Here is a 24,650-nt window from a genome sequence, read left to right on the forward strand (position 1 = left end):
ATACTCAATGCTTCCTTTAAATCCACACGTATCCAGCACGAAATAATATGCAAAAGTTTGATACCAGGACCTTCCAGGGCTTGATCCTGACCTTACAGGATTACTGGGCTCGCCAGGGCTGCACCATTGTTCAACCATTGGACATGGAAGTCGGCGCGGGTACCTCTCACCCCATGACCTGCCTGCGCGCGCTGGGGCCGGAGCCGATGGCGACGGCTTATGTGCAGCCTTCCCGTCGTCCGACCGATGGTCGCTACGGCGAAAACCCGAACCGTTTACAGCACTACTATCAGTTCCAGGTGGTTATCAAACCGTCGCCGGACAACATTCAGGAGCTGTATCTCGGTTCCCTGAAAGAGCTGGGCATGGACCCGACCATCCACGACATCCGTTTCGTGGAAGATAACTGGGAGAACCCGACGCTGGGTGCCTGGGGTCTGGGCTGGGAAGTGTGGTTGAACGGGATGGAAGTGACGCAGTTCACCTACTTCCAGCAGGTCGGCGGACTGGAGTGCAAGCCGGTGACCGGCGAGATCACCTACGGTCTGGAGCGCCTGGCTATGTACATTCAGGGCGTAGACAGTGTTTACGACCTGGTCTGGAGCGACGGCCCGCTGGGTAAAACCACCTACGGCGACGTGTTCCATCAGAACGAAGTGGAGCAGTCCACTTACAACTTCGAATACGCGGACGTTGACTTCCTGTTCACCTGCTTCGAGCAGTATGAAAAAGAAGCCCAACAGCTGCTGGCGCTGGAAACTCCGCTGCCGCTGCCTGCCTACGAGCGTATTCTTAAGGCCGCCCATAGCTTCAACCTGCTGGATGCGCGTAAAGCCATCTCCGTTACCGAACGCCAGCGCTATATTCTGCGCATTCGTACGCTGACCAAAGCAGTGGCAGAAGCTTACTACGCTTCCCGTGAAGCCCTCGGCTTCCCGATGTGCAACAGAGATAACTAAGAGGCGGCCATGTCTGAGAAAACTTTCCTGGTGGAAATCGGCACTGAAGAGCTGCCACCAAAAGCCCTGCGCAGCCTGGCCGAGTCCTTCGCTGCCAACGTTACTGCGGAACTCGATAGCGCCGGTCTTGCGCACGGCGGCGTTGAGTGGTTCGCCGCGCCGCGCCGTCTGGCGCTGAAAGTCGCCGCGCTGGCCGAATCCCAGCCGGATCGTGAAGTCGAGAAACGCGGCCCGGCGGTCGCCCAGGCGTTTGACGCCAGCGGCCACCCGAGCAAAGCGGCGGAAGGCTGGGCGCGCGGCTGCGGTATCACCGTAGACCAGGCCGAGCGTCTGACCACCGACAAAGGCGAATGGCTGCTGTACCGCGCCCACGTGAAGGGCGAGAGCGCGCAGGCGCTGCTGCCGAATATGGTGGCGACCGCGCTGGCGAAGCTGCCGATTCCGAAACTGATGCGCTGGGGCGCCTCTGACGTGCATTTTGTGCGTCCGGTGCATACCGTGACGATGCTGCTCGGCAGCGAGGTCATTCCGGCGACTATCCTTGGCATTGCCTCCGATCGCGTGATTCGCGGCCATCGCTTTATGGGCGAGCCGGAATTCACCATCGACCATGCCGATCAGTACCCGCAAATCCTGCTGGAGCGCGGCAAAGTGATCGCCGACTACGAGCAGCGTAAAGCCACGATCAAAGCCGATGCCGAAGCGGCGGCGCGCAAGATTGGCGGCAACGCCGACCTGAGCGAAAGCCTGCTGGAAGAGGTGACGTCGCTGGTGGAGTGGCCGGTGGTGCTGACCGCGAAGTTCGAAGAGAAATTCCTCAAGGTGCCAGCGGAAGCGCTGGTGTACACCATGAAGGGCGACCAGAAGTATTTCCCGGTCTACGACGCGGCGGGCAAGCTGCTGCCGAACTTCATTTTCGTCGCCAACATCGTGTCGAAAGATCCGCAGCAGATTATCTCCGGTAACGAGAAAGTCGTGCGCCCGCGTCTGGCGGATGCCGAGTTCTTCTTTAATACCGACCGCAAAAAGCGTCTGGAAGATCATCTGCCGCGCCTGGACACCGTGCTGTTCCAGCAGCAGCTGGGTACGCTGCGCGACAAAACCGATCGCATCGAAGCGCTTTCCGGCTGGATTGCCCGCCAGATCGGCGCGGACGTTAACCATGCGACCCGCGCGGGCCTGCTCTCCAAATGCGACCTGATGACCAACATGGTGTTCGAATTCACCGACACCCAGGGCATCATGGGCATGCATTACGCGCGTCACGATGGCGAAGCGGAAGATGTGGCCGTGGCGCTGAACGAACAGTATCAGCCGCGTTTTGCCGGCGATGAGCTGCCGTCTAACCTCGTGGCCTGCGCGGTGGCGATCGCCGACAAGATGGACACCCTGGCGGGTATCTTCGGTATCGGCCAGCATCCGAAAGGCGACAAAGACCCGTTTGCGCTGCGTCGTGCCGCGCTCGGCGTGCTGCGCATCATCGTTGAGAAGAACCTTTCTCTGGATCTGCAGAGCCTGACCGAAGAAGCGGTGCGTCTGTACGGCGAGAAGCTGACAAACGCCAGCGTCGTCGATGACGTGATCGACTTTATGCTGGGCCGCTTCCGCGCCTGGTATCAGGACGAAGGCTACGCGGTCGACACCATTCAGGCGGTGCTGGCGCGTCGTCCGACCCGTCCGGCGGATTTCGACGCCCGTATGAAGGCGGTGACCTACTTCCGTACGCTGGACGCAGCGTCTGCGCTGGCGGCAGCGAACAAGCGTGTTTCCAACATTCTGGCGAAATCGGATGAAGTGCTGAATGAGCGTGTTAACGCCGCCACGCTGAAAGATCCGGAAGAAGTGGCGCTGGCGCTCCAGATTGTTGTGCTGCGCGATAAGCTGGAGCCTTATTTTGCACAAGGGCGTTACCAGGAAGCGCTGGTTGAGCTGGCGGAGCTGCGCGAGCCGGTCGATGCCTTTTTCGAGAAGGTGATGGTGATGGTTGATGACAAAGAGCTGCGCATCAACCGCCTGTCCATGCTTGAGAAACTGCGCGAGCTCTTCCTGCAGGTGGCGGATATTTCGCTGCTGCAGTAAGCCGCATCCCACTGAAAAACCCGCGCTCCTGCGGGTTTTTTTATGCCTGCGCAGCGGGAAATCCGGCGTGCCGTCACCGTTGACGTTTGATCAACGGTCGTCTGCTGACGAAATTTTCATCTTGTCACTGGCGATGAGTGCCGTTATCCTGTGCCCCGACGACCTCCTCGTCATTTCTGGAGCACACGCTGAAAATGAACAAACACGACTGATGAATTTCGAGCCTTGCTAAACGCGAACGCGTCGGCAGGGGCTGTGTTGATTTCATTCAGGAGTGCTTATGGCTCATTGTGCGCAATCCCCTTCTTTTATCCTGCATCAGGTCACCTGTCAGTTTGCGACGGGCGATACCCTTTTTGGTCCGCTGAGTTTATCGCTGGAGCCGTCGCTGTGCGGTCTCGTCGGGCGAAACGGCAGCGGGAAAACGCGGTTATTGCATCTGCTGGCGGGGCGTGACGCGCCCGCCGCCGGACATATTGAATATTTCACCTCACGGGTGCTGGTCGCTCAGCAGCACGATGCGGCGGCGAAGACGACCCTGGCCGAATGGCTCGGCTATGGCGAGATTTTTGCCGCCCGCCTGCGCATCGACAGCGGCGATTTCCGGCCCGACGATCTCGAACGGCTGGAGGAATTCTGGGATCTACCGGAACGGCTGAACGAGGCTTTTGTCGGGGCCGGTCTGCCGGCCTTTGAGCCGACGCTTGCCGCCGCCTCGCTCAGCGGCGGCGAGCGGGTGAAAGCACTGCTGTGCGCCGCCTTCACCACCAGCGGCGGATTTTTATTGCTCGATGAGCCGACCAACCATCTTGACCGCCAGGGGCGAACGTGGCTGTACGACATGCTCTCCCGTTGGCGGGGCGGCGCGCTGGTCGCCACCCACGACCGCGAGCTGCTGGCGCTCATGCCGCGTATTCTGGAGCTCTCCCCCGCCGGGCTGCGCAGCTACGGCGGCAATTATGATGACTACCAGCGTCAGCGGGACTCCGAACAGCAGGCGGCCCGCGCGGCGCTGGAGCATGCGGCAACGGAGCGCAAACGCGCCCGCGCGCGGATGCAAAAAGAGCATGACGCCAGCCAGCGGCGCTCGGCAAAGACCCTGCGCACGGTAGATACGCTTAATATCGCCTCGTTTGAGCGGGTGAAGTACAAAACGGCGGCCAAAGAGCGTATTGGCGCATGGGGCAAACAGCACCGGGAACAACACGATGCGCTTAGCGCCGCGGTCAATAAGGCGCGGGAGCGCGTTGAGGAAGACAATCCGGTGATTTTTACGCTACCCGGCAGCCATGTCGCGGAGGGAAAACAGACGCTGGTGCTGGAACAACTGGTGCTGCCGCATGTGAATCTTGCTCCGTTTGACTGGCGGATGACGGGACCGATGCGCGTGGCGCTGCGCGGGCCGAACGGCTGCGGAAAATCGACGCTGCTGAAGGTGATTCTCGGCGAAGAGGCGGCGGTATCTGGCTCCTGCGCGGTACCGGTAAACACCGCCTGCCTCGACCAGCATCTGTCGCAGCTGGATCTGTCGCTGTCCGTGATGGCGCACCTCAGCCTCGGCGACACGCCGCTGGAGGAGGGCGTTGCGCGCAGCCGTCTGGCGCAGCTGCAGCTGGGGGCGGATAAAGTGAGGCTGCCGCTGGCGGCGCTGAGCGGCGGGGAGCGTCTGAAGGCGGCGCTGGCCTGCGTGCTCTGGCGGCGCGAGGCCGTACAGCTGCTGCTGCTCGATGAGCCGACCAACCATCTGGATCTCGCCTCGACGCAGGCCATTGAGGCGGCGCTGGCGGAATTTCCCGGCGCGATGCTGGTGGTGTCGCATGATGAGGCGTTTTTACGCGGGCTGAAGCTGACGCATGAGCTGGTGTGGCATGAGGCGGGCTGGCGCTGTGCGGCGTTATAAAACCAAAACCCCCCGCGAAGGCGGGGGGTAAACAAAATACACTTATTCCATCAACTGTTTGCTAAGCATGGGGTTGGCCTGAATCAGGCGCATCAACTTCAATTCGGTGGCTGACGGCTTCTCCCTCCGTGATTCCCACTCCTGAACCATCGCCACGCTAACGCCCATGGCTCTGGCAAAATCATCAATCTTCAGACCTGTGCCTTTACGTAATTGCTCAAACTCACTGATGGCTGAGGACTTTGGGATCAGGGTTGCTGTCTTTGTAACGTCTTTAAAAACAATAGATTCAAGACTACTCAAAAGTTCTGACATCGGATCTTTATATTCCATTGAGAACTCCTCTGGCTCACACTGCGGAACGTGAATTTCTAAGAGCTCATTAAGAATAGTCATTAAAATAGGTGAGGGCGGACGGCAAAAGGGATTATTCGTGCGATCGGCCGATCTGACTCGATTCGGCTTTTTGGCGCCCGGCAGTAATTCGTTGATTCCACATCGCCAACGGCGTCTTTATTTTTTTTTGTAAATCGATATCAGCGCAGCGGCGCCTGGGCAGGCGTTTTTTCCGCCGGAAGAATGCAGTAAGGGGTATCTTGCGAGGCGCTCCTGGACTATCCTTGTCAGCGTCAGGCACGTATGTGTCAGTTTGCGCTTTTTTGGCTGAAAGGAGTAATAAAATGGCGACAGGAAAGTCCTGCTCTCGCTGGTTTGCGCCTGTTGCGGCGTTATTAATGGTGGTTGGCCTGAGTGGGTGTTTTGATAAAGAAGGCGATCAGCGCAAAGCGTTTATCGACTTCCTGCAGAATACGGTGATGCGCAGCGGCGAGCGACTGCCGACGCTGACGGCCGATCAGAAAAAGCAGTTTGGTCCGTTTGTCTCCGATTACGCCGTGATTTACGGCTATTCACAGCAGGTTAACCAGGCGATGGACGCCGGTCTGCGTCCGGTCGTCGACAGCGTGAACGCCATCCGCGTACCGCAGGATTACATGACCCAGCGCGAACCGCTGCGTCAGGCTAATGGCGCGCTGGGCGTACTGAGCCAGCAGCTGGAAAACGCGAAAATGCAGGCCGATGCGGCGCATTCTGCGCTGAAGCAGGCTGACGATCTGAAGCCGGTCTTCGATCAGGTGTACGGCAAAGTGGTGACGGCGCCGGCGAACGCGCTGCAGCCGCTGATCCCGGCGGCGCAGATCTTCACGCAGCAACTGGTGCAGGTGGGCGACTATGTGGCGCAGCAGGGCACGCAGGTAAGCTTTGTGGCGAACGGCATTCAGTTCCCGACCTCTCAGCAGGCAAGCCAGTACAACACGCTGATTGGGCCGCTGGCCTCTCAGCATCAGGCCTTTACTCAGGCCTGGACCGCGACGGTCAACGCCACGCGCTAACGGCTAACGCCGGGTGAGACTGATGTTCACCCGGCGTATCCGAACCTCGAAAATTCACATCACCTGCGGGTTCACGCAGTTTTTCTCCGGCTTACCGTTAAGCGCAGCAATCAGGTTATCGACCGCCGTGGCGGCCATGCTGTAGCGCGTTTCGTGCGTTGCCGAGCCGATATGCGGCAGAGCGACGACGTTGGGCATCGTCAGCAGCGGTGAGTCGACCGCCAGCGGCTCATGTTCAAACACGTCGAGACCGGCCGCATGGATTTCACCGCTGCGCAGCGCGGCAATCAGCGCCTGCTCGTCGACCACCGGTCCGCGTCCCGCATTGATGAAAATAGCGGACGGCTTCATCTGCTTAAACTGCGCGTCGCCGAACAGGTGGCGCGTCTCCTCGGTTAACGGCAGGATCAGGCAGACGAAATCGGCTTCCCGCAGCAGCGTATCGAGGTCGCAATAGCGCGCCTGGAAGCGTTCTTCCGCTTCTTTATGCTGACGGCGGGCGTTGTACAGAATCGGCATGTTAAAACCGAAGCGGGCGCGCTGGGCCAGCGCCATGCCGATACGCCCCATCCCGACGATACCCAGCGTTTTATGGTGCACGTCGGTGCCGAACCAGTCCGCATCAATGCTCCGTTTCCACTCTCCGGCCTTCACCCGCTCTGCTACCTCCACCACACGGCGGGCGGTGCTCAGCACCAGCGCCATCACCGTATCGGCGACGGTTTCCGTCAGCGCGGCGGGGGTGTGCATCAGCAGTACCCGCCGCGCATTAAGGGCCTCGACGTCGAAGTTGTCATAGCCGACGGAAACGGTCGATGCGGCGCGTAGCGCGGGCATTTTCGCCAGCAGGGCGGCATCCACTTTCTCGCTTGACCCCAACAGGCCCACGGCGCTGGCGAAGGCACCGGCATGCTGCTGCACGGTGTCGGGATGCAGGTTTTTCACCTGCGTCACCGTGAAGTGCGCCTCCAGGCGCTGCTGCAGGTCGTCGGGCAGCGTTTTGTAGAGGATAACGGACGGCTTCATTACGTATCTCCGTAAAAAAAGGATTCAGGCGTGACGCGCGCCAACGGGAACCTGTTGATTATTAGCAGGCTTAACAATCAAAGTAAGCCACACGGCGGCGAAGAGCGCCACCCCCATGAAAATATAGGACGCTGACGGGCTGCCGGTCGCGCCGTTGAGGTAGCCGACAAACCAGGAGCCGAAGAACGAACCCAGCGCCCCCATGCTGTTGATAAGCGCCATGGCGCCGCCAGCCACGTTGCGCGGCAGCATCTCCGGCACAATCGCGAAGAAGGGACCGTACGGGGCGTACATTGCCGCGCCGGCGATCACCAGCAGCGTGTAGGAAACCCAGAAGTGGTTGGCGCCAACGGCCCAGGAGCCGATGAAAGCAAGCCCGGCAATCAGCAGCAGCGGCCAGACGAACAGCTTGCGGTTTTGCAGCTTGTCAGAAGCCCAGGAGGCGAGGATCATGGCGATAGTCGCCGCCAGGTAAGGCACAGATGAGAGCCAGCCCACTTCCACCATGCCGAGGTTTTCCCCACCGCTGCGGATGATTGACGGCAGCCACAGCACAAAGCCGTACACCCCGATGCTCCAGGCAAAATACTGCATGCACAGCAGCACCACGTTGCGGGAGCGGAACGCCTCGCTGTAGTTGCGCACCGCTTTTATTCCCTGCTGCTCGCGGTCAAGCTGCGCCTGCAGAGCGGATTTTTCGCTCTCTGACAGCCAGCCTACCTGCGTCGGTTTGTCCTTGGCCAGCACCCACCAGCAGAACGCCCAAATGACGGCTGGGATCCCTTCGAGGATAAACATTTCCCGCCAGCCGAAGGCCTGAATCAGGTAGCCGGACACCACCGACATCCACAGTACGGTCACCGGGTTGCCGAGGATCAAAAAGGTGTTGGCGCGCGAACGCTCCGATTTAGTAAACCAGTTGCTGATATAGATAAGCATCGCGGGCATTACCGCCGCCTCCACCACGCCGAGGATAAAGCGGATCGCCGCCAGCATCGGAATGTTGGTCACCACGCCGGTCAGCGAGGCGCAGCCGCCCCACAGGATCAGGCAGACAAAGATGAGCTTGCGCACGCTGCGGCGCTCGGCGTATACGGCGCCGGGGATCTGGAAGAAGAAGTAGCCGAGGAAAAACAGCGCGCCGAGCAGGGACGAGACCCCTTTAGTGATGCCGAGATCGTCGTTAATACCGGCGGCGGAGGCGAAGCTGAAGTTCGCGCGATCGAGATACGCCAGGCTGTACGTGATAAACACGACAGGCATGATGTACCACCAGCGTTTGGTTGCGTTTGTTGTACTGGTCATAGTCGGGCCTCTGTAGTTGAGGAGATGCCGCCGCTGTATGTAGGGTACAGGGTAGCGTGTTGTTGTGTGTTCCTCACGCTCGCCTCGCGGCGAAAGCGTGAGGGGGAAATCAGTACTCGCCCAGCGTTTCCCGGGTGGGCAAGCCTTCGCTGTCGCCCTGCACCTGGATTGCCAGCGAGCCGATACGGTTGCCGCGACGCACCGCCTGTTCGACGGTTTTCCCTTCCAGCAGCGCGCTGATCGCGCCGACGGCGAAGCCATCGCCTGCGCCGACCGTATCCACGACGTTGTCGACTTTAGCCGCCGCGACGGTGCCCCGTTCGCCGCTGGCGCATTTGAACCATGCGCCGTCGGCACCGGTTTTAATCATCACCACCTTCACGCCGCGATGCAGGTAAAAATCGGCGATCCCTTCCGGGGTTCGCTGGCCGGTCAGAATGATGCCTTCGCCGATGCCGGGCAGCACCCAGTCCGCCTGCACGGCGAGATGGTTAAGTTTTTCCACCATTTCGGCTTCGCTGCGCCACAGCACCGGACGCAGGTTCGGGTCAAACGACAGCGTTTTTCCCTGGGCCTTCATGGCGCACGCCGCCTGTTCAAGCAGGGCATACGAGCCGGCAGACAGCGCGGCGGCGACTCCGCTGAGGTGCAGATGGCGCGCGCGGGCGAAGTAATCGCTATGAAAATCGGCGGTCGACAGATGGCTGGCGGCGGAGCCTTTGCGGAAATACTCCACAATGGGATCGGTTCCATTTTCGACTTTCGATTTCAGCTGAAAGCCGGTCGGGTAACGATCGTCCAGCGTGACGCCTGCGGCATCAATCCCTTCGCGGCGCAGCGTCTCGAGGACAAAATGTCCGAAGCTGTCGTCGCCGACGCGGCTGACCCAGCCGACGTTCAGCCCCAGGCGGGCAAGGCCGGTGGCGACGTTCAGCTCTGCGCCCGCCACGCGTTTGATAAAGCGATCGACCTGGCTTAGCGCGCCGCCCTGCTGCGCGACAAACATGGCCATGGCTTCGCCGATGGTGATAACGTCCAGTTGCCGGGTCATGGTTTACTCCTCGCGTAACAGGGTGACGTAATGGCGGGTGACGGCGGTCAGATCCTGACCTTCCAGCGGAAACTCAATGCCGCGCGGCGCGTCGGCAGGCAGCTGGTTGAGCAGCGCCCGCCAGCGCGGGGCATCGTCTGGCGGCACCGCGTGCCAGCGGTCGGCGTGGGGCTGCGCGGCTTTGACGTGAATATAGCTGACCGTCGGCGCCAGCAGGCTGGCGGCCTCTTCCGGCGACTCGTCGACCCACAGCCAGTTGCCCATGTCGAAAGTCAGGGTGACCGGCAGGTTCAGCCCCTGCACGGCGGCCTGGAAGCGGCGCATCGGCGCCAGCTGTCCGCAGGCGGTTTGATCGTTTTCAATCACCAGCGCCGTACCGCTTTGTGCCAGAATCGCGCGCAGCGGCTCCAGCGCGGCGCTATCGCCAAAGTGTCCGAGCGAGAGCTTCAGCCACAGGGCGTTCAGCGTGCAGGCTTCCTGCAGCAGCGCGGGCAGCCGGGCATTAAGTTTGCCGTCAGGGTCAAACAGCGGCTCCGGCGCAGAGTAGCAGGCCAGCAGCCCGAGGCGCTCAATCTCGCCGGCAAGCGTGGCCAGACGGCTGAGCTCGTCCGGGCCGAACAGCTCGCGGCGAATTTCGACGCCATCGGCGCCCGAGGCCGCGACAAGCGGCAGTACGGCGGACTGACCGCCCAGTGTGCGGATACGGTCGTGACCGTAGGCGGCAGTGACCACAATAATTTTTCTTGCCATCCGGCAGCTCCCCAGCAATACGAAACAGGTGTCTCTGTATTACGCTAGATGGAACCGGTTCCAAAGAAAAGACCGACGCGTCTGATTTATGATCGCCATCACGAAGGGAATTAGCGGCTGGTGGATCCTCTGACGATGAGCTCTCCGGAGAACACCTGTTCGCAAAACGGCTCGCGGTTGCCCTCAATGCGGCGCACCACCTGCTCGACGGCGGTATGGCCTATTTGCCACGTCGGCTGTTTGAGGGTGGTGATGCCCACGCCAGCGAGCTCCGCCCATTCCAGCTCGTCGAAGCCCAATAGTCCGATATCGCTGCCCCAGTGCAGGCCAAGGCGTTTAAGGGCGCGAGCCACCTGCAGGGTGAGCGCGCCGTTGGCGGAAATCACCGCTTTGCGCATGCCGCGATGGCGGGTATGGAACTCACGCAGCGCGCTGTCGATGCGCGCGCAGTCGTTAAGCGGCACCTCGGCGTTTTCCGCCATTACGCCCGGATGGCGGGCGAGGGTGGCGCGAAACGCCTGCAGCCGCTCGCGACGGGTATTGACGGTGCCAAGGGGCTCGCTGAGGAACAGCAGGGCTTCAAATCCCTGTTCGACAAGGTGCTCGGTAGCGGTGGTCGCCGCCTGGGCATTATCCAGCCCGACCACGTCGCAGGCGAAATCGGGAATTTTTCGGTCGATAAGCACCATCGGCAGCGCCGACTGCTGCAGGCGGCTTAACCCCTCTTCATGCATGCCCACGGCGTTGACCACGATCCCTTCCACCTGGTAGCTGCGCAGCAGGTCGAGGTAGTGCTGCTCCTGATCGACTTCGTTGTTGGTGTTACAGACCAGCGGGGTAAACCCCTGCTCGCGACAGGCGGCTTCAATGCCGCTCAGCACGTCGACGGAATAGGGGTTGGTGATATCGGCGATGATCAGGCCAATCAGCCGGGTGCGGCCGTGCTTAAGACCCTGCGCCATCAGGCTGGGGCGGTAGTCGAGCTCAGCGATCGCCTTTTCGATGCGCGCCAGCATGGCGTCGGAAAGCAGATGCTTTTCGCCGTTCAGATACCGTGAAATGCTGGTTTTACCTGCTTTTGCCGCTTTCGCGACATCGCTGATGGTGGCCCGCGCCTTGATCGCCATAACTACTTCCTTCGCCTGAATGTGTGAACACCTTAGCGCGAAAATCTGGCTAATCAAGTAGTTTGCCCGGCGGGCGATACGCCGCCGGGCCGAAGGGTTACTGCAGCGGGCTTAAGGTTATCTCTACGCGGCGGTTCTGCGCTTTGCCTTCTGCCGTGCTGTTGCTGGCGATGGGGTTCGCCTGGCCCATGCCGGTGGTGCGGATGCGGTTAGCGGCAACGCCCTGGGTTATCAGGGAGCTGGCGACGCTGTCGGCGCGCTGCTGGGACAGGCGCATATTCAGGTCTTTGCTGCCGGTGCTGTCGGTGTAACCGACCACGTTCACCGCGGTTTTCTCATACTCTTTCAGCACCATCGCCACGCCGGTCAGGGTGTTAGCGCCAGCGGGTTTCAGGTTCGCGCTGCTGCTGTCGAAGGTGACGTTGTTCGGCATATTGAGGATGATGTTGTCACCGCTACGCGTCACGCTGACGCCGGTTCCCTGCATTTTCTGCCGCAGTTTGGCTTCCTGCACGTCCATGTAATAACCGATGCCGCCGCCGACGGCCGCGCCAGCCGCTGCGCCAATCAGCGCGCCTTTGCCACGGTCCTTCTTCGAGGAGGAGAGCGCGCCGATGCCTGCGCCTGCGAGCGCGCCAAGTCCTGCGCCGATACCGGATTTACCTGCTTCGCGTTCGCCAGTGTAGGGGTTAGTCGTACAACCTGAAATAACCAGCGCGCCGCTGACCATAGCGGCAATCATGAGTACGCGTTTTTTCATCTTCTTTCCTTAATCCTTTTTATTCTTTGCCACAGCGATGTTGGCGGTTGATTATGACGTCCTGATGCGTAGAAAATTCCAGAAACAACGCATATTTTTGTAAACATTATTGAACGGTGATGAAAAAATCGCCGTCGTCACAACCACCTGCATGCGCAGTTCAGGAGCGTACCTTGGCGAGTTCACCTGCAACGAACACCATTCTGACGGCGGCCCACTGGGGGCCGATGCTGGTCGATACCGATGGCGAGAACGTCCTCGCCTCACGCGGGGCGCTGCCCGGAACGTTTGAGAATTCGCTGCAAAGCGTGGTGCGCGAGCAGGTGCACAGCAAAACGCGGGTGCGTTATCCGATGGTGCGCAAAGGCTATCTGGCCTCGCCTGATGCGCCGCAGGGCGTGCGCGGCCAGGATGAGTTTGTCCGCGTCAGCTGGGAGCAGGCGCTGGATCTTATCCACACCCAGCATCAGCGCATTCGCGCCACGTATGGGCCTGCCTCTGTTTTCGCGGGCTCCTACGGCTGGCGCTCAAACGGCGTGCTGCACAAGGCGGCGACGCTCCTGCAGCGCTATATGAGCCTGGCGGGCGGGTATACCGGGCACCTGGGGGATTACTCCACCGGCGCGGCGCAGGCGATCATGCCTTACGTGGTCGGCAGCAATGAGGTCTACCAGCAGCAGACCAGCTGGCCGCTGGTGCTGGAACATACCGATGTGGTGGTGCTGTGGAGCGCCAACCCGCTGAATACCCTGAAAATCGCCTGGAACGCCTCGGATGAACAGGGCATTGTCTGGTTCGACAGGCTGCGCAAAAGCGGTAAGCGGCTGATCTGCATCGATCCGATGCGATCGGAGACGGTGGATTTCTTCGGCGATGCCATGGAGTGGATCGCGCCGCATATGGGCACCGACGTGGCGCTGATGCTGGGCATCGCCCATACCCTGGTGGAGCACGGATGGCACGACAGCGCGTTTTTGCAGCATTGCACCACCGGCTATGACGAGTTCGCCCGCTATCTCACCGGCGAGCGCGACGGGGTGGCGAAAACCGCCGAGTGGGCGGCCGGTATCTGCGGCGTAAGTGCGGACAAAATCCGCGAACTGGCGCAATTGTTCCATGAAAATACGACCATGCTGATGACCGGCTGGGGCATGCAGCGCCAGCAGTTTGGCGAGCAAAAGCACTGGATGCTGGTGACGCTTGCCGCCATGCTGGGACAAATCGGCACCCCGGGCGGCGGTTTTGGCCTCTCCTATCACTTTGCCAACGGCGGCAACCCGACGCGCCGCGCGGCGGTGCTGGCGTCCATGCAGGGCAGCGTGGCGGGCGGTGTGGATGCGGTGGACAAAATCCCGGTGGCGCGCATTGTGGAAGCGCTGGAAAACCCGGGCGCGCCGTACCAGCATAATGGGATGGACCGCCATTTCCCGGATATCCGCTTTATCTGGTGGGCCGGCGGCGCGAACTTCACACATCACCAGGACACCAACCGCCTGATCCGCGCCTGGCAGAAGCCGGAGCTTATCGTGATTTCCGAATGCTTCTGGACGGCGGCGGCGCGCCACGCGGATATCGTCCTGCCCGCCACCACGTCGTTTGAACGTAATGATTTGACCATGACCGGCGATTACAGCAACCAGCATCTGGTGCCGATGAAGCGGGTGGTGGCCCCGCGCGATGAGGCCCGCGACGACTTCGAGGTGTTTGCCGAGCTCAGCGAGCGCTGGGAGGCGGGCGGGCGTGAGCGTTTCACCGAGGGCAAAAACGACCTGCAGTGGCTGGAGACGTTCTACCAGATTGCCGGGCAGCGCGGCGCCAGCCAGCAGGTGACGCTGCCGCCGTTTCGTGAATTCTGGCAGGCCAACCAGCTGATCGAGATGCCGCAGAGCGAACAGAACGCGCGGTTCGTCCGCTTCGCCGCGTTTCGCGCCGACCCGCAGGCCAACCCGCTGAAAACCGATAGCGGCAAAATTGAGATTTATTCCCGGCGTATCGCCGGATATGGCTATGCCGACTGCCCGGGCCACCCGACGTGGCTGGCGCCGGACGAGTGGCACGGCAACGCCCGGGCGGATCAGCTGCAGCTGCTTTCCGCCCATCCGGCGCATCGCCTGCACAGCCAGCTTAACTTTACGTCGCTGCGCGAGCGGTACGCGGTGGCCGGTTGCGAACCGCTGACGCTGCATCCGGACGACGCGCGGGCGCGCGACATCGCCGATGGCGACCTGGTGCGGGTCTGGAACTCGCGCGGGCAGGTGCTGGCCGGCGCGGTCGTCAGCGACGGGATTCGCCCGGGGGTGATTTGCCTGCATGAAGGCGCATGGCCGGACCTCGACCCGCAGGCCGGTGGAATCTGCAAAAACGGCGCGGTCAACGTGTTGACCAAAGATCTCCCCAGCTCACGGCTGGGGAACGGCTGCGCCGGGAATACGGCGCTGGTGCGGCTGGAGAAATACCGTGGGCCGTCGTTGACGCTTACGGCGTTTGATCCGCCTGCCAGTGCATAATCCAGGTCGGCTGGCCGGTTTCTTCCTGCCATGCGCTGTCTTCGATACGAAAACCCTGCGCATGGTAGAAGTTCACCGCCCGGCTGTTTTTCTGGTACACCTCCAGGCTGAGAACCGGATAAAACTGCCGGGCGTAGTTCAGCAGCGCCCGGCCTATCCCCTGACCCAGGGCGTCCGGCGCGACAAACAGCGCGCCGACGAACCGGGATTCCAGGATGCTGATAAAGCCCTTAATTTCCCCTTCGCTTTCCCAGACCCAGGTTTGCGCCGCGGGCAGGTAGACATCCCGCACAATGGCTTCGCTTTCGCGCCAGTACAGCTCCTCAATAAAGGGGTGCGCAAAGATGGTGCTGTCCATCCACAGCTTCAGCAGCGGGGCGGTATCGTTACTTTGCCATTTGTGGATCATCATGGCCTCCCGGATGGCAGAAACACCCCGTAATGTGGTCATTCACCAGCCCGCAGGCCTGCATGAAGGAGTAGCAAATGGTGGAGCCGACAAACTTAAAGCCGCGTTTTTTCAGGGCCTTCGACAGGGCGTCGGAGGCCGGGGTGGTGGTGGGAATCTCCGCCAGGCTGGCAGCGTTGGTCAGCTGGGGCCGGTGGTCGACAAATGACCAGACAAAGTCGGCAAACGCTTCGCCGTTGGCTTCCATCGCCAGAAAGGCGCGGGCGTTGTTGATGATGGCCTGAATTTTACCGCGATGGCGGATTATCCCGGCGTCCTGCACCAGCCGCTCCACGTCGGCTTCCTCCATCGCCGCGACTTTCCGCGGGTCGAACTGGTGGAAGGCGTTACGATAGTTCTCGCGCTTTTTCAGCACGGTTATCCAGGACAGACCCGCCTGCTGCCCTTCAAGACAGATCATCTCGAACAGCTTTTGCTTATCGTGCTGGGGCACGCCCCATTCATTATCGTGATACGCAATGTAGAGCGGATCCTGACTCACCCAACCGCAACGTTCCATCTGATTCTCCCAACTTTACTGATAATGATAAGAAAATGCGCCACCTGGCTTGACGGTAGATAGAAAGCGACAATAGTTATTATGTAAAGCAATGCCGTAAAAATCATAACAACATTGACGGGTCTGGCGCTCTCTGGAGTCGCAATAATGATAATCAAGAAATGCACTGGCTTGCAGGGCCGGCTTTGCGCAGGCTCGGCGATTTTATGGATGTCATGCGCTACATCTTCATGGGCCTGGCAACAGGAATATACCGTTACTGATGGTCAAAGTAATACGGCGGAAAGTTATCGCTGGGATAGCGATCACCAACCGCGTTACGATGATATTCTGGCCGAGCGCATCAGCGCCTCGCAAATGCAGCCCGGCGTCGTCACGAACTACCCCGATGATACCCCGCTCAGCACCGTCCGCACCTGGAGCGTGGGCGTGAATTTTCCCGTCACTGACACCTTAACCACCGGCCCGATCGCCAGCTGGCACTATGACGGTTCAGCGACCGCTATCTGGAATGATTTTGGCGACAGCGGCGGAACGACGGCGTTAACCGACCCGATGTGGCACGCCAGCGTCAGCACCCTCGGCTGGCGCGTGGACGCCGTACCGCTATGGGGGGTCCACCCGTGGGCGCAAATCAGCTATAACCAGCAGTTTGGCGAAAACCAATGGAAGCTGCAGTCGGGACTTAACCGCGTTCCCACCTCAACGCAGGACGGCAGCTGGTACGACGTCACGCTGGGGGCCGATATTCTGCTGAACCAACACTTGGCGGCCTACGCCACGGTGTCGCAGTCTGACAATATGATGACCGGCGAGAACACGCTCTATATTATGGGGATTAATGCCCGCTTTTAGCCTCTCTTTTGCATCAATGAAACATTGTGTTTACGTTTGAAGTACACACTTGACGCATTTCGTGTCGATAGTGAGCGCTAACTTTATTCCGCCGCCTGGGCTGTCCATGTCATTCATTCCCGCCTCAGTGCATTTCATTCCGTACTGGCTGCATTTCATGCCTTTTTTGCCCTGCGGGAAACCACACTTCGCTATCGTGAGCAGCAGTTAATTTCATAAAGGCACATCTGCTATGAACGCTGCAACCCGTCAATCTACCCGCTGGCTTACGCTTATCGGCACCATCATTACGCAATTCGCGCTGGGTTCGGTTTACACCTGGAGCCTGTTCAACGGCGCGCTGTCGGAAAAACTGGACGCGCCGGTAAGCCAGGTCGCTTTCTCGTTTGGCCTGTTGAGCCTTGGCCTGGCGCTGTCGTCGTCGGTGGCCGGTAAGCTGCAGGAGCGTTTCGGCGTGAAGCGCGTGACGATAGCCTCCGGCATTCTGCTCGGCATCGGCTTTTTCCTGACGTCGCATGCCAACAGCCTGATGATGCTGTGGCTGAGTGCGGGCGTGCTGGTGGGTCTGGCGGACGGAGCGGGCTATCTGCTGACGCTGTCGAACTGCGTGAAGTGGTTCCCGGAGCGTAAGGGGCTTATCTCCGCCTTCTCCATTGGCGCCTACGGCCTCGGCAGCCTGGGCTTTAAGTTTATCGACAGCCAGCTGCTGGCGAGCGTGGGTCTGGAAAGCACCTTCATGATCTGGGGCGCCATCGTTCTGGTGATGATCGTGTTCGGCGCCATGCTGATGACCGATGCGCCGAACCAGGCGGTGAAAACGGTCAACGGCGTGGTGGAAAACGACTACACGCTGGCGCAGTCCATGCGTAAACCGCAGTACTGGATGCTGGCCGTGATGTTCCTGACGGCGTGCATGAGCGGTCTGTACGTGATCGGCGTGGCGAAGGATATCGCCCAGGGGATGGTGCATCTTGATGCTATGACGGCGGCCAACGCGGTGACCGTGATTTCCATCGCTAACCTGAGCGGCCGTCTGGTGCTGGGTATTCTCTCCGATAAAATCGCCCGTATTCGCGTCATTACCCTTGGTCAGGTGATTTCACTGATCGGCATGGCGGCGCTGCTGTTCGCACCGCTTAATGCGCTGGGCTTCTTCGCGGCGATTGCCTGTGTCGCCTTTAACTTCGGCGGTACGATTACGGTATTCCCGTCGCTGGTGAGCGAATTCTTCGGCCTGAACAATCTGGCGAAAAACTATGGCGTGATTTATTTGGGCTTCGGCATTGGCAGCATTTGCGGCTCGATTATCGCCTCGCTGTTCGGCGGCTTTTATGTCACTTTCTGCGTCATCTTTGCGCTGTTGATCCTCTCTCTGGCGCTGTCTACCACTATTCGTCAACCGCAGCGCGTTGTGCTTCAGCAGGCGCATGCCTGATACGACGATCGAGACATTTGCGCAGTAAATCATCTCGTTCGGGGCACGTATTTTTGTAAATACGTGCTTCTATCACATTTCGTGCCGCTACTTTTCCCATCCCCTGTGGTCTACTTATCGCGCTTGTAGACCTTTCTGATTAAAGGTCATTTACGCATCATTTAGCCTGCCATGGTCTTTTAACCATTGGCTGGTTTTTTTTATATCCCTTTTACCAGGGTTGCTTGCAATGAAATATGTGAAATCGATGACCCAGCAAAAGCTGTGCTTTTTGCTGGCTGTTTACATCGGCTTGTTTATGAACTGTGCGGTTTATATTCGCCGTTTTGACGGATATGCGCATGCCTTTACCGCCTGGAAAGGCATTGCGGCGGTGATTGAACTTGCCGGAACGGTCCTCCTGACCTTCTTCTTACTTCGCCTGTTGTCCCTGCTGGGGCGTCGCGTCTGGCGGGTGCTGGCGACGCTGCTGGTGCTCATTTCAGCGGGCGCCAGCTACTACATGACCTTCCTGAACGTGGTGATCGGCTACGGCATTGTCGCCTCAGTGATGACCACGGATATCGATCTGTCAAAAGAGGTGGTGGGATGGCGCTTTGTCGTCTGGCTGGCGGTGGTGAGCGTCATTCCGCTTATCGGCATCTGGTGCAATCGGGGGGAAAATACGCTGCTGCGGCAAATGCGCACCCCGGGACAGCGCCTGAAAAATGTGGTCGCGCTGGCGATGGTCGGTTTGCTGGTGTGGGGGCCGATTCGGCTGCTTGAGCAGCGGCAAAAACAGGTGGAACGAACCTCCAGAGTCGATATGCCCAGCTATGGCGGCGTGATAGCGAACTCCTACCTGCCGTCGAACTGGATCTCCGCGTTGGGCCTTTACGCCTGGGCGCAGGTGGATGAGTCATCGGATAACAAATCGTTGATCAACCCGGCGAAGACGTTTACCTATGTTGCGCCGAAGGGGCTGGACGATACCCTGGTGGTATTCATCATCGGTGAAACGACGCGTTGGGATCACATGGGGATCCTCGGCTACGATCGCGACACCACGCCGCGGCTGGCCAAAGAGAAAAACCTGGTGGCGTTTCGCGGCTACTCCTGCGACACCGCGACCAAGCTGTCTCTGCGCTGCATGTTTGTGCGTCAGGGCGGCGTGGATGATAACCCGCAGCGGACGCTGAAAGAGCAAAACGTTTTTGCGGTGCTGCACCAGCTGGGCTTTACCGGCGCGCTGTACGCGATGCAGAGCGAAATCTGGTTCTACAGCAACACCATGGCGAACAACATCGCCTACCGTGAGCAGATAGCCGCCGAGCCGCGCAACCGCGGGAAGAGCGTCGATGATATGCTGCTGGTCGATGAGATGAAGCAGTCGCTGAGCGTTAATCCCGATGGCAAGCAGGTGATTATTCTGCACACCAAAGGGTCGCACTTTAACTACACCCAGCGCTACCCGCGCAGCTTTGCGCAGTGGAAGCCGGAGTGTACCGGGGTGGATGATAAATGCACGAAGGAGGAGATGATCAACTCCTTTGATAACTCCATCACCTATATCGACGCCTTTATTTCCGATGTACTGGATCTGGTGCGGGATAAGAAAGCGATTGTCTTCTATGCGGCCGATCACGGCGAGTCGATCAACGAGCGTCAGCATCTGCACGGGACGCCGCGCAAGATGGCGCCGCCGGAACAGTTCCGCGTACCGATGCTGGTATGGATGTCGGATAAATATCTGCAGGACCCGGCGCACGCGCAGTCTTTTGCCTGGCTCAAGCAGCAGGCGGCGATGAAGCAGCCGAAGCGCCACGTGGAGCTGTACGATACGATTATGGGCTGCCTGGGATATACTTCTCCGGACGGCGGCATTAACGAGAACAACAACTGGTGCCATGTCCCGGAGCGGAAAAAGTAGGGTGAATGGCGAGTTTCTCGCCGATCAAATCCCTTTTTGAGAAAAGGGATTGACGGGGCAGTGTCTCAGCAGTAAGATGCGCCCCGCATTCGGTGATTGGCGCAGCCTGGTAGCGCACTTCGTTCGGGACGAAGGGGTCGGAGGTTCGAATCCTCTATCACCGACCAAATTCGAAAAGCCTGCTCAATGAGCAGGCTTTTTTGCATCCGGAGTTTTATGAGGATGAGAGCCTCCGGGGGCAGGAGGTTCGACTCGAGCGAAGCGAGAGAACGTTGCGCTAGCAACGGCCCGCAGGGCGAGCCACGCAGTGGTGAGTTATCCTCTATCACCGACCAAATTCGAAAAGCCCGCTCTCTGAGCGGGTTTTTTGCATTCAGAGCCTGGCGACTCCAGGGGCAAGTGAAGAAGCGCTGCGCCCGCCAAAGTCACAAAAATCGCTCTTCGCCCGACTTCCCACCATCAGTTAACCATTTTGTGACATATTCCATTGTATTTTTTTATATTTAGTTAGCCCTTTTTTTGCGTTGCTTATAGATAAGCTCAGCATTTTCCCCTGTGCGTTTTAACGTTCACGCTATTAACCGCTCAGATTATCGCCATCCCGCAAGAATTTTTTGTCATTTAGCACAATTGTTAATCACTGGTTGAGCCAAAGTATTGAGATGATTGTGCTGCTGTTGCGCGCGTAGCACAATTTTCCCTGCTGAAAATAGCGGCCTGAAGTTTTTTTAATCTTTGTTTACCAATTCTCACCGTTGGTGGAAATCACGGTTACCTGTATTGACGTTTGCACATTCTGTTGACAGATTGTAATGCGTGAGGGGCAATTCAGGATGAATCCGCACTGCAACTCAGTCACTTCAGTGAAAGGAATCTCCTGTCCCCACATTGCCTTCGGGCGCTCCCGACCAGACCGGGTAAAAAACAAATAAAGGCTGGCGGAAAAACACAACATACAAACATCACATTTGGAGCAGAATAATGAGTATTTCCTTGAAAAAGTCAGGGATGCTGAAGCTTGGTCTTAGCCTGGTGGCTATGACTGTTGCGGCAAGCGTACAGGCAAAAACCCTGGTTTACTGTTCTGAAGGCTCGCCGGAAGGCTTTAACCCACAGCTTTTTACCTCTGGTACTACCTATGACGCCAGCTCGGTGCCAATCTATAACCGTCTGGTGGAATTCAAAACCGGCACCACTGAAATCGTCCCTGGGCTTGCTGAGAAGTGGGATGTCAGCCCGGACGGCAAAACCTATACCTTCCACCTGCGCAAAGGCGTGAAGTGGCAGGACAATAAAGATTTTAAACCGACTCGCGATATGAACGCGGACGATATCGTGTTCTCCTTCGATCGTCAGAAAAACGACAAAAACCCGTACCACAAAGTTTCTGGCGGCAGCTACGAATACTTTGAAGGCATGGGCCTGCCGGATCTGATCAGCGAAGTGAAGAAAGTGGACGACAATACCGTTCAGTTCGTGCTGACGCGTCCGGAGTCCCCGTTCCTGGCGGATCTGGCGATGGACTTCGCGTCCATTCTGTCGAAAGAATATGCTGACAACATGCTGAAAGCCGGTACGCCGGAGAAAGTTGACCTGAACCCAATCGGTACCGGTCCGTTCCAGCTGCTGCAGTACCAGAAAGATTCCCGCATTCTGTACAAAGCGTTCCCGGGCTACTGGGGCACTAAGCCGCAGATCGACCGCCTGGTGTTCTCCATTACGCCGGATGCGTCTGTACGCTATGCCAAGCTGCAGAAAAACGAATGCCAGGTCATGCCGTACCCGAACCCGGCTGACATTGCGCGCATGAAGGAAGATAAAAACATCAACCTGATGTCTCAGGCGGGTCTGAACGTGGGTTATCTCTCTTTCAACACCGAGAAAAAGCCTCTGGATGACGTTAAAGTTCGCCAGGCGCTGACCTACGCGGTGAACAAAGAGGCGATCATCAAAGCCGTTTATCAGGGCGCAGGCGTTGCCGCGAAGAACCTGATCCCGCCAACCATGTGGGGCTATAACGACGACGTTAAGGACTACACCTACGATCCGGAAAAAGCCAAAGCGCTGCTGAAAGAAGCGGGCCATGCGGACGGCTTCACCATCGACCTGTGGGCGATGCCGGTACAGCGTCCATACAACCCGAACGCTCGCCGTATGGCTGAGATGATTCAGGCCGACTGGGCGAAAGTGGGCGTGAAGGCCAACATCGTGACCTACGAGTGGGGCGAGTACCTCAAGCGTGCGAAAGCGGGCGAGCACCAGAGCGTGATGATGGGCTGGACCGGCGACAACGGGGATCCGGATAACTTCTTCGCGACCCTGTTCAGCTGCGCGGCGGCGAAAGACGGCTCTAACTACTCTCGCTGGTGCTACAAGCCGTTTGAAGACCTGATTCAGCCGGCACGTGCGACCGACGACCACAACAAGCGTATTGAACTGTACAAACAGGCTCAGGTAGTGATGCACGACCAGGCTCCGGCGCTGATCATCGCTCACTCCACCGTATACGAGCCGGTGCGTAAAGAGGTCAAAGGCTATGTGGTTGACCCGTTAGGTAAGCACCACTTCGAAAACGTGTCTGTCGAATAATAACCAATGTGTTCCCCCTCTCCCCGCGGGGAGAGGGCATTTACATTTGTGAGCAATACAGACGCAGTGTCGCCAGGCTATGCGTCATTAGAGAGAATACGGGTTATGTTGCAGTTCATCCTCCGACGTCTGGGATTAGTCATCCCAACCTTTATCGGTATCACCCTCCTCACCTTTGCCTTTGTTCATATGATCCCCGGCGATCCGGTGATGATCATGGCGGGTGAGCGTGGTATCTCCCCTGAGCGCCACGCGCAGCTCCTGGCCGCCTTAGGCCTGGATAAACCGTTGTGGCAGCAGTACCTCCATTATATCTGGGGCGTGCTCCATGGCGATTTAGGCATTTCGCTCAAAAGCCGCCTGCCGGTGTGGGACGAGTTCGTACCGCGTTTTAAAGCGACGCTTGAGCTCGGCGTTTGCGCCATGATTTTTGCCGTTGCGGTGGGGATTCCCGTCGGCGTGCTGGCTGCGGTCAAGCGCGGCTCGGTTTTCGATCATACCGCGGTAGGCCTGGCCCTGACGGGTTACTCGATGCCTATTTTTTGGTGGGGCATGATGCTTATTATGCTGGTGTCGGTGCAGCTCAACCTTGCGCCGGTGTCCGGACGTATCAGCGATTCGGTGTTCCTCGACGATACCCTGCCGTTAACCGGTTTTATGCTGATTGACACTGCCATTTGGGGCCAGCCGGGTGATTTTATCGATGCGATCGCGCACATGGTGCTGCCTGCCGTGGTGCTCGGTACGATCCCGCTGGCGGTGATCGTGCGTATGACCCGTTCGGCGATGCTGGAAGTGCTGGGGGAAGATTACATCCGCACCGCCCGCGCAAAAGGCCTGACCCGCATGCGCGTCATCATTATCCACGCGCTGCGTAACGCCATGCTGCCCGTAGTGACCGTCATCGGTTTGCAGGTGGGCACGCTGCTGGCGGGCGCGATCCTGACCGAAACCATCTTTTCCTGGCCGGGCCTTGGGCGCTGGCTGATTGATGCGCTGCAGCGCCGTGATTATCCGGTGGTGCAGGGCGGGGTGCTGCTGGTCGCGACGATGATTATTCTCGTTAACCTGCTGGTCGACCTGCTGTACGGCGTGGTGAACCCGCGTATTCGTCATAAGAAGTAAGGGGCCATCATGTCACAAGTCACTGAAACTAAAGTTGCTGCACCGGTGCCCATGACCCCGCTGCAGGAGTTCTGGCACTATTTTAAGCGTAACAAAGGGGCGGTTATCGGCCTGGCGTATGTGGTGGTGGTAATGATTATCGCCATCTTCGCCAACTGGCTGGCGCCCTATAACCCGGCGGATCAGTTCCGCGATTCCCTGCTGGTTCCGCCATTCTGGCAGCAAGGCGGTAGCCTGGCGCATCTGCTGGGGACCGACGATGTGGGCCGCGATGTCCTGTCGCGCCTGATGTACGGCGCGCGCCTGTCGCTGCTGGTGGGCTGCCTGGTGGTGGTGCTGTCGCTGGTGCTGGGGATTGTCCTCGGTCTGGTGGCGGGCTACTTCGGCGGCATCGTCGACAACATTATCATGCGTATCGTCGATATCATGCTGGCCCTGCCGAGCCTGCTGCTGGCGCTGGTGCTGGTGGCGATTTTCGGCCCGTCGATAGGCAACGCCGCCCTTGCGCTGACCTTCGTGGCGCTGCCTCACTATGTGCGTCTGACGCGCGCGGCGGTGCTGGTGGAGGTTAACCGCGATTACGTCACCGCCTCTCGCGTGGCGGGCGCGGGCGCGATACGCCAGATGTTCGTCAATATTTTCCCGAACTGCCTGGCGCCGCTGATTGTTCAGGCGTCGCTCGGTTTCTCTAACGCCATTCTCGATATGGCCGCTCTTGGCTTCCTTGGCATGGGTGCGCAGCCGCCGACACCGGAGTGGGGCACTATGCTCTCCGACGTGTTGCAGTTCGCGCAGAGCGCCTGGTGGGTCGTGACCTTCCCGGGTCTGGCGATCCTGCTGACGGTGCTGGCATTTAACCTGATGGGCGACGGTCTGCGTGACGCGCTGGATCCCAAACTGAAGCAGTAAGAGGC

20 protein-coding genes, 1 tRNA gene and 1 other RNA gene are annotated in these 24,650 nt (G+C 59.1%); 13 read left to right on the plus strand and 9 right to left on the minus strand.

Going from position 1 to position 24,650, the window contains the following annotated elements; translation table 11 throughout:
• The first annotated feature begins 47 nt into the window (after positions 1-47).
• The 3 genes from glyQ (at position 48) to ENTCL_RS00925 (ending at position 4,938) form a co-directional block, all read left to right on the plus strand.
• Entirely contained in the window at positions 48-959 is a 912-nt protein-coding gene (gene glyQ, locus ENTCL_RS00915) for a glycine--tRNA ligase subunit alpha (RefSeq protein ID WP_013364239.1), read from the plus strand.
• A gap of 9 nt (positions 960-968) precedes the next feature.
• On the plus strand, positions 969-3,038 hold the full coding sequence (glyS, locus tag ENTCL_RS00920; RefSeq protein ID WP_013364240.1) for a glycine--tRNA ligase subunit beta: 2,070 nt from the start codon (positions 969-971) through the stop codon (positions 3,036-3,038).
• 280 nt (positions 3,039-3,318) lie between these two features.
• A complete protein-coding gene (locus ENTCL_RS00925) occupies positions 3,319-4,938 on the plus strand; it encodes an ABC-F family ATP-binding cassette domain-containing protein (protein WP_013364241.1) in 1,620 nt (539 codons plus the stop codon).
• A 42-nt stretch (positions 4,939-4,980) separates the two neighbouring features.
• On the opposite strand, the gene ENTCL_RS00930 is transcribed toward ENTCL_RS00925, so the two are convergent.
• Positions 4,981-5,271, minus strand: coding sequence for an HTH-type transcriptional regulator (locus ENTCL_RS00930; protein WP_013364242.1), 291 nt, complete (start codon positions 5,269-5,271; stop codon positions 4,981-4,983).
• Positions 5,272-5,618: 347 nt separating this feature from the next.
• Here ENTCL_RS00930 and ENTCL_RS00935 point away from each other — a divergent pair, with 347 nt between their 5' ends.
• Positions 5,619-6,329: a DUF3053 domain-containing protein gene (locus ENTCL_RS00935; RefSeq protein ID WP_013364243.1), complete on the plus strand. Its 711-nt coding sequence runs from the start codon at positions 5,619-5,621 to the stop codon at positions 6,327-6,329.
• Positions 6,330-6,383: 54 nt separating this feature from the next.
• On the opposite strand, the gene ghrB is transcribed toward ENTCL_RS00935, so the two are convergent.
• The 6 genes from ghrB to ENTCL_RS00965 all read right to left on the minus strand — a co-directional run bounded on the left by ghrB (position 6,384) and on the right by ENTCL_RS00965 (position 12,348).
• Positions 6,384-7,355, minus strand: coding sequence for a glyoxylate/hydroxypyruvate reductase GhrB (gene ghrB / locus ENTCL_RS00940; protein WP_013364244.1), 972 nt, complete (start codon positions 7,353-7,355; stop codon positions 6,384-6,386).
• Positions 7,356-7,379: 24 nt separating this feature from the next.
• Positions 7,380-8,660 (minus strand): MFS transporter, encoded by a 1,281-nt coding sequence (locus ENTCL_RS00945; protein ID WP_013364245.1) that lies wholly within the window; start codon positions 8,658-8,660, stop codon positions 7,380-7,382.
• 109 nt (positions 8,661-8,769) lie between these two features.
• A complete protein-coding gene (locus tag ENTCL_RS00950) occupies positions 8,770-9,711 on the minus strand; it encodes a sugar kinase (protein ID WP_013364246.1) in 942 nt (313 codons plus the stop codon).
• Between the two features lie 3 nt (positions 9,712-9,714).
• Positions 9,715-10,461 carry a sugar phosphate isomerase/epimerase family protein gene (locus ENTCL_RS00955; protein WP_013364247.1) on the minus strand — a complete coding sequence of 249 codons (747 nt, stop codon included), beginning with the start codon at positions 10,459-10,461 and terminating at the stop codon, positions 9,715-9,717.
• A 110-nt stretch (positions 10,462-10,571) separates the two neighbouring features.
• Positions 10,572-11,588, minus strand: coding sequence for a LacI family DNA-binding transcriptional regulator (locus ENTCL_RS00960; RefSeq protein WP_013364248.1), 1,017 nt, complete (start codon positions 11,586-11,588; stop codon positions 10,572-10,574).
• 97 nt (positions 11,589-11,685) lie between these two features.
• Positions 11,686-12,348, minus strand: a complete 663-nt coding sequence (locus tag ENTCL_RS00965; protein WP_013364249.1) for an OmpA family lipoprotein — start codon at positions 12,346-12,348, stop codon at positions 11,686-11,688.
• Between the two features lie 173 nt (positions 12,349-12,521).
• On the opposite strand from ENTCL_RS00965, the gene ENTCL_RS00970 reads away from it, so the two are divergent.
• Positions 12,522-14,855 carry a molybdopterin guanine dinucleotide-containing S/N-oxide reductase gene (locus ENTCL_RS00970; protein WP_013364250.1) on the plus strand — a complete coding sequence of 778 codons (2,334 nt, stop codon included), beginning with the start codon at positions 12,522-12,524 and terminating at the stop codon, positions 14,853-14,855.
• Here ENTCL_RS00970 and ENTCL_RS00975 read toward each other — a convergent pair.
• Positions 14,824-15,264, minus strand: a complete 441-nt coding sequence (locus tag ENTCL_RS00975) for an N-acetyltransferase (RefSeq protein ID WP_013364251.1) — start codon at positions 15,262-15,264, stop codon at positions 14,824-14,826. The two genes, ENTCL_RS00970 and ENTCL_RS00975, sit on opposite strands and share 32 nt — an antisense overlap.
• Positions 15,242-15,823 carry a DNA-3-methyladenine glycosylase I gene (gene tag, locus ENTCL_RS00980; protein WP_013364252.1) on the minus strand — a complete coding sequence of 194 codons (582 nt, stop codon included), beginning with the start codon at positions 15,821-15,823 and terminating at the stop codon, positions 15,242-15,244. Before tag ends, ENTCL_RS00975 begins: the two co-directional genes overlap by 23 nt.
• 147 nt (positions 15,824-15,970) lie before the next feature.
• Between tag and ENTCL_RS00985 the strand changes: the two genes are divergently transcribed.
• The 8 genes from ENTCL_RS00985 to dppC all read left to right on the plus strand — a co-directional run bounded on the left by ENTCL_RS00985 (position 15,971) and on the right by dppC (position 24,645).
• A complete protein-coding gene (locus ENTCL_RS00985) occupies positions 15,971-16,678 on the plus strand; it encodes a hypothetical protein (RefSeq protein WP_013364253.1) in 708 nt (235 codons plus the stop codon).
• Between the two features lie 232 nt (positions 16,679-16,910).
• Complete coding sequence (locus ENTCL_RS00990) at positions 16,911-18,113, plus strand: L-lactate MFS transporter (protein WP_013364254.1); 1,203 nt, start codon at positions 16,911-16,913, stop codon at positions 18,111-18,113.
• A gap of 229 nt (positions 18,114-18,342) precedes the next feature.
• Positions 18,343-20,022, plus strand: a complete 1,680-nt coding sequence (eptB, locus tag ENTCL_RS00995) for a kdo(2)-lipid A phosphoethanolamine 7''-transferase (RefSeq protein WP_013364255.1) — start codon at positions 18,343-18,345, stop codon at positions 20,020-20,022.
• Positions 20,023-20,112: 90 nt separating this feature from the next.
• Positions 20,113-20,189 (plus strand) — tRNA-Pro (locus ENTCL_RS01000).
• Between the two features lie 35 nt (positions 20,190-20,224).
• Positions 20,225-20,357, plus strand: a non-coding RNA gene (locus ENTCL_RS22510) — RtT sRNA.
• A 646-nt stretch (positions 20,358-21,003) separates the two neighbouring features.
• Positions 21,004-22,611, plus strand: a complete 1,608-nt coding sequence (gene dppA, locus ENTCL_RS01005) for a dipeptide ABC transporter periplasmic-binding protein DppA (protein ID WP_013364257.1) — start codon at positions 21,004-21,006, stop codon at positions 22,609-22,611.
• A gap of 105 nt (positions 22,612-22,716) precedes the next feature.
• Positions 22,717-23,736 carry a dipeptide ABC transporter permease DppB gene (gene dppB / locus ENTCL_RS01010; protein ID WP_013364258.1) on the plus strand — a complete coding sequence of 340 codons (1,020 nt, stop codon included), beginning with the start codon at positions 22,717-22,719 and terminating at the stop codon, positions 23,734-23,736.
• Positions 23,737-23,745: 9 nt separating this feature from the next.
• Positions 23,746-24,645 (plus strand): dipeptide ABC transporter permease DppC, encoded by a 900-nt coding sequence (gene dppC / locus ENTCL_RS01015; protein WP_013364259.1) that lies wholly within the window; start codon positions 23,746-23,748, stop codon positions 24,643-24,645.
• Positions 24,646-24,650: the final 5 nt, after the last annotated feature.

This window comes from [Enterobacter] lignolyticus SCF1 (genome assembly GCF_000164865.1).
Taxonomy (GTDB): Bacteria; Pseudomonadota; Gammaproteobacteria; order Enterobacterales; family Enterobacteriaceae; genus Enterobacter_B; species Enterobacter_B lignolyticus.

Excerpts from the sequence above, each read along its gene's own strand:
- glyQ (WP_013364239.1), top strand. The coding sequence starts at position 48 with ATGCAAAAGTTTGATACCAGGACCTTCCAGGGCTTGATCCTGACCTTA.
- dppB (WP_013364258.1), top strand. The coding sequence starts at position 22,717 with ATGTTGCAGTTCATCCTCCGACGTCTGGGATTAGTCATCCCAACCTTT.
- ENTCL_RS00975 (WP_013364251.1), bottom strand. The coding sequence starts at position 15,264 with ATGATCCACAAATGGCAAAGTAACGATACCGCCCCGCTGCTGAAGCTG.
- ENTCL_RS00985 (WP_013364253.1), top strand. The coding sequence starts at position 15,971 with ATGATAATCAAGAAATGCACTGGCTTGCAGGGCCGGCTTTGCGCAGGC.
- ENTCL_RS00965 (WP_013364249.1), bottom strand. The coding sequence starts at position 12,348 with ATGAAAAAACGCGTACTCATGATTGCCGCTATGGTCAGCGGCGCGCTG.
- ENTCL_RS00935 (WP_013364243.1), top strand. The coding sequence starts at position 5,619 with ATGGCGACAGGAAAGTCCTGCTCTCGCTGGTTTGCGCCTGTTGCGGCG.
- ENTCL_RS00950 (WP_013364246.1), bottom strand. The coding sequence starts at position 9,711 with ATGACCCGGCAACTGGACGTTATCACCATCGGCGAAGCCATGGCCATG.
- tag (WP_013364252.1), bottom strand. The coding sequence starts at position 15,823 with ATGGAACGTTGCGGTTGGGTGAGTCAGGATCCGCTCTACATTGCGTAT.
- ENTCL_RS00930 (WP_013364242.1), bottom strand. The coding sequence starts at position 5,271 with ATGGAATATAAAGATCCGATGTCAGAACTTTTGAGTAGTCTTGAATCT.
- ghrB (WP_013364244.1), bottom strand. The coding sequence starts at position 7,355 with ATGAAGCCGTCCGTTATCCTCTACAAAACGCTGCCCGACGACCTGCAG.
- ENTCL_RS00925 (WP_013364241.1), top strand. The coding sequence starts at position 3,319 with ATGGCTCATTGTGCGCAATCCCCTTCTTTTATCCTGCATCAGGTCACC.
- eptB (WP_013364255.1), top strand. The coding sequence starts at position 18,343 with ATGAAATATGTGAAATCGATGACCCAGCAAAAGCTGTGCTTTTTGCTG.
- dppC (WP_013364259.1), top strand. The coding sequence starts at position 23,746 with ATGTCACAAGTCACTGAAACTAAAGTTGCTGCACCGGTGCCCATGACC.
- ENTCL_RS00960 (WP_013364248.1), bottom strand. The coding sequence starts at position 11,588 with ATGGCGATCAAGGCGCGGGCCACCATCAGCGATGTCGCGAAAGCGGCA.
- dppA (WP_013364257.1), top strand. The coding sequence starts at position 21,004 with ATGAGTATTTCCTTGAAAAAGTCAGGGATGCTGAAGCTTGGTCTTAGC.
- ENTCL_RS00990 (WP_013364254.1), top strand. The coding sequence starts at position 16,911 with ATGAACGCTGCAACCCGTCAATCTACCCGCTGGCTTACGCTTATCGGC.
- ENTCL_RS00955 (WP_013364247.1), bottom strand. The coding sequence starts at position 10,461 with ATGGCAAGAAAAATTATTGTGGTCACTGCCGCCTACGGTCACGACCGT.
- ENTCL_RS00945 (WP_013364245.1), bottom strand. The coding sequence starts at position 8,660 with ATGACCAGTACAACAAACGCAACCAAACGCTGGTGGTACATCATGCCT.
- glyS (WP_013364240.1), top strand. The coding sequence starts at position 969 with ATGTCTGAGAAAACTTTCCTGGTGGAAATCGGCACTGAAGAGCTGCCA.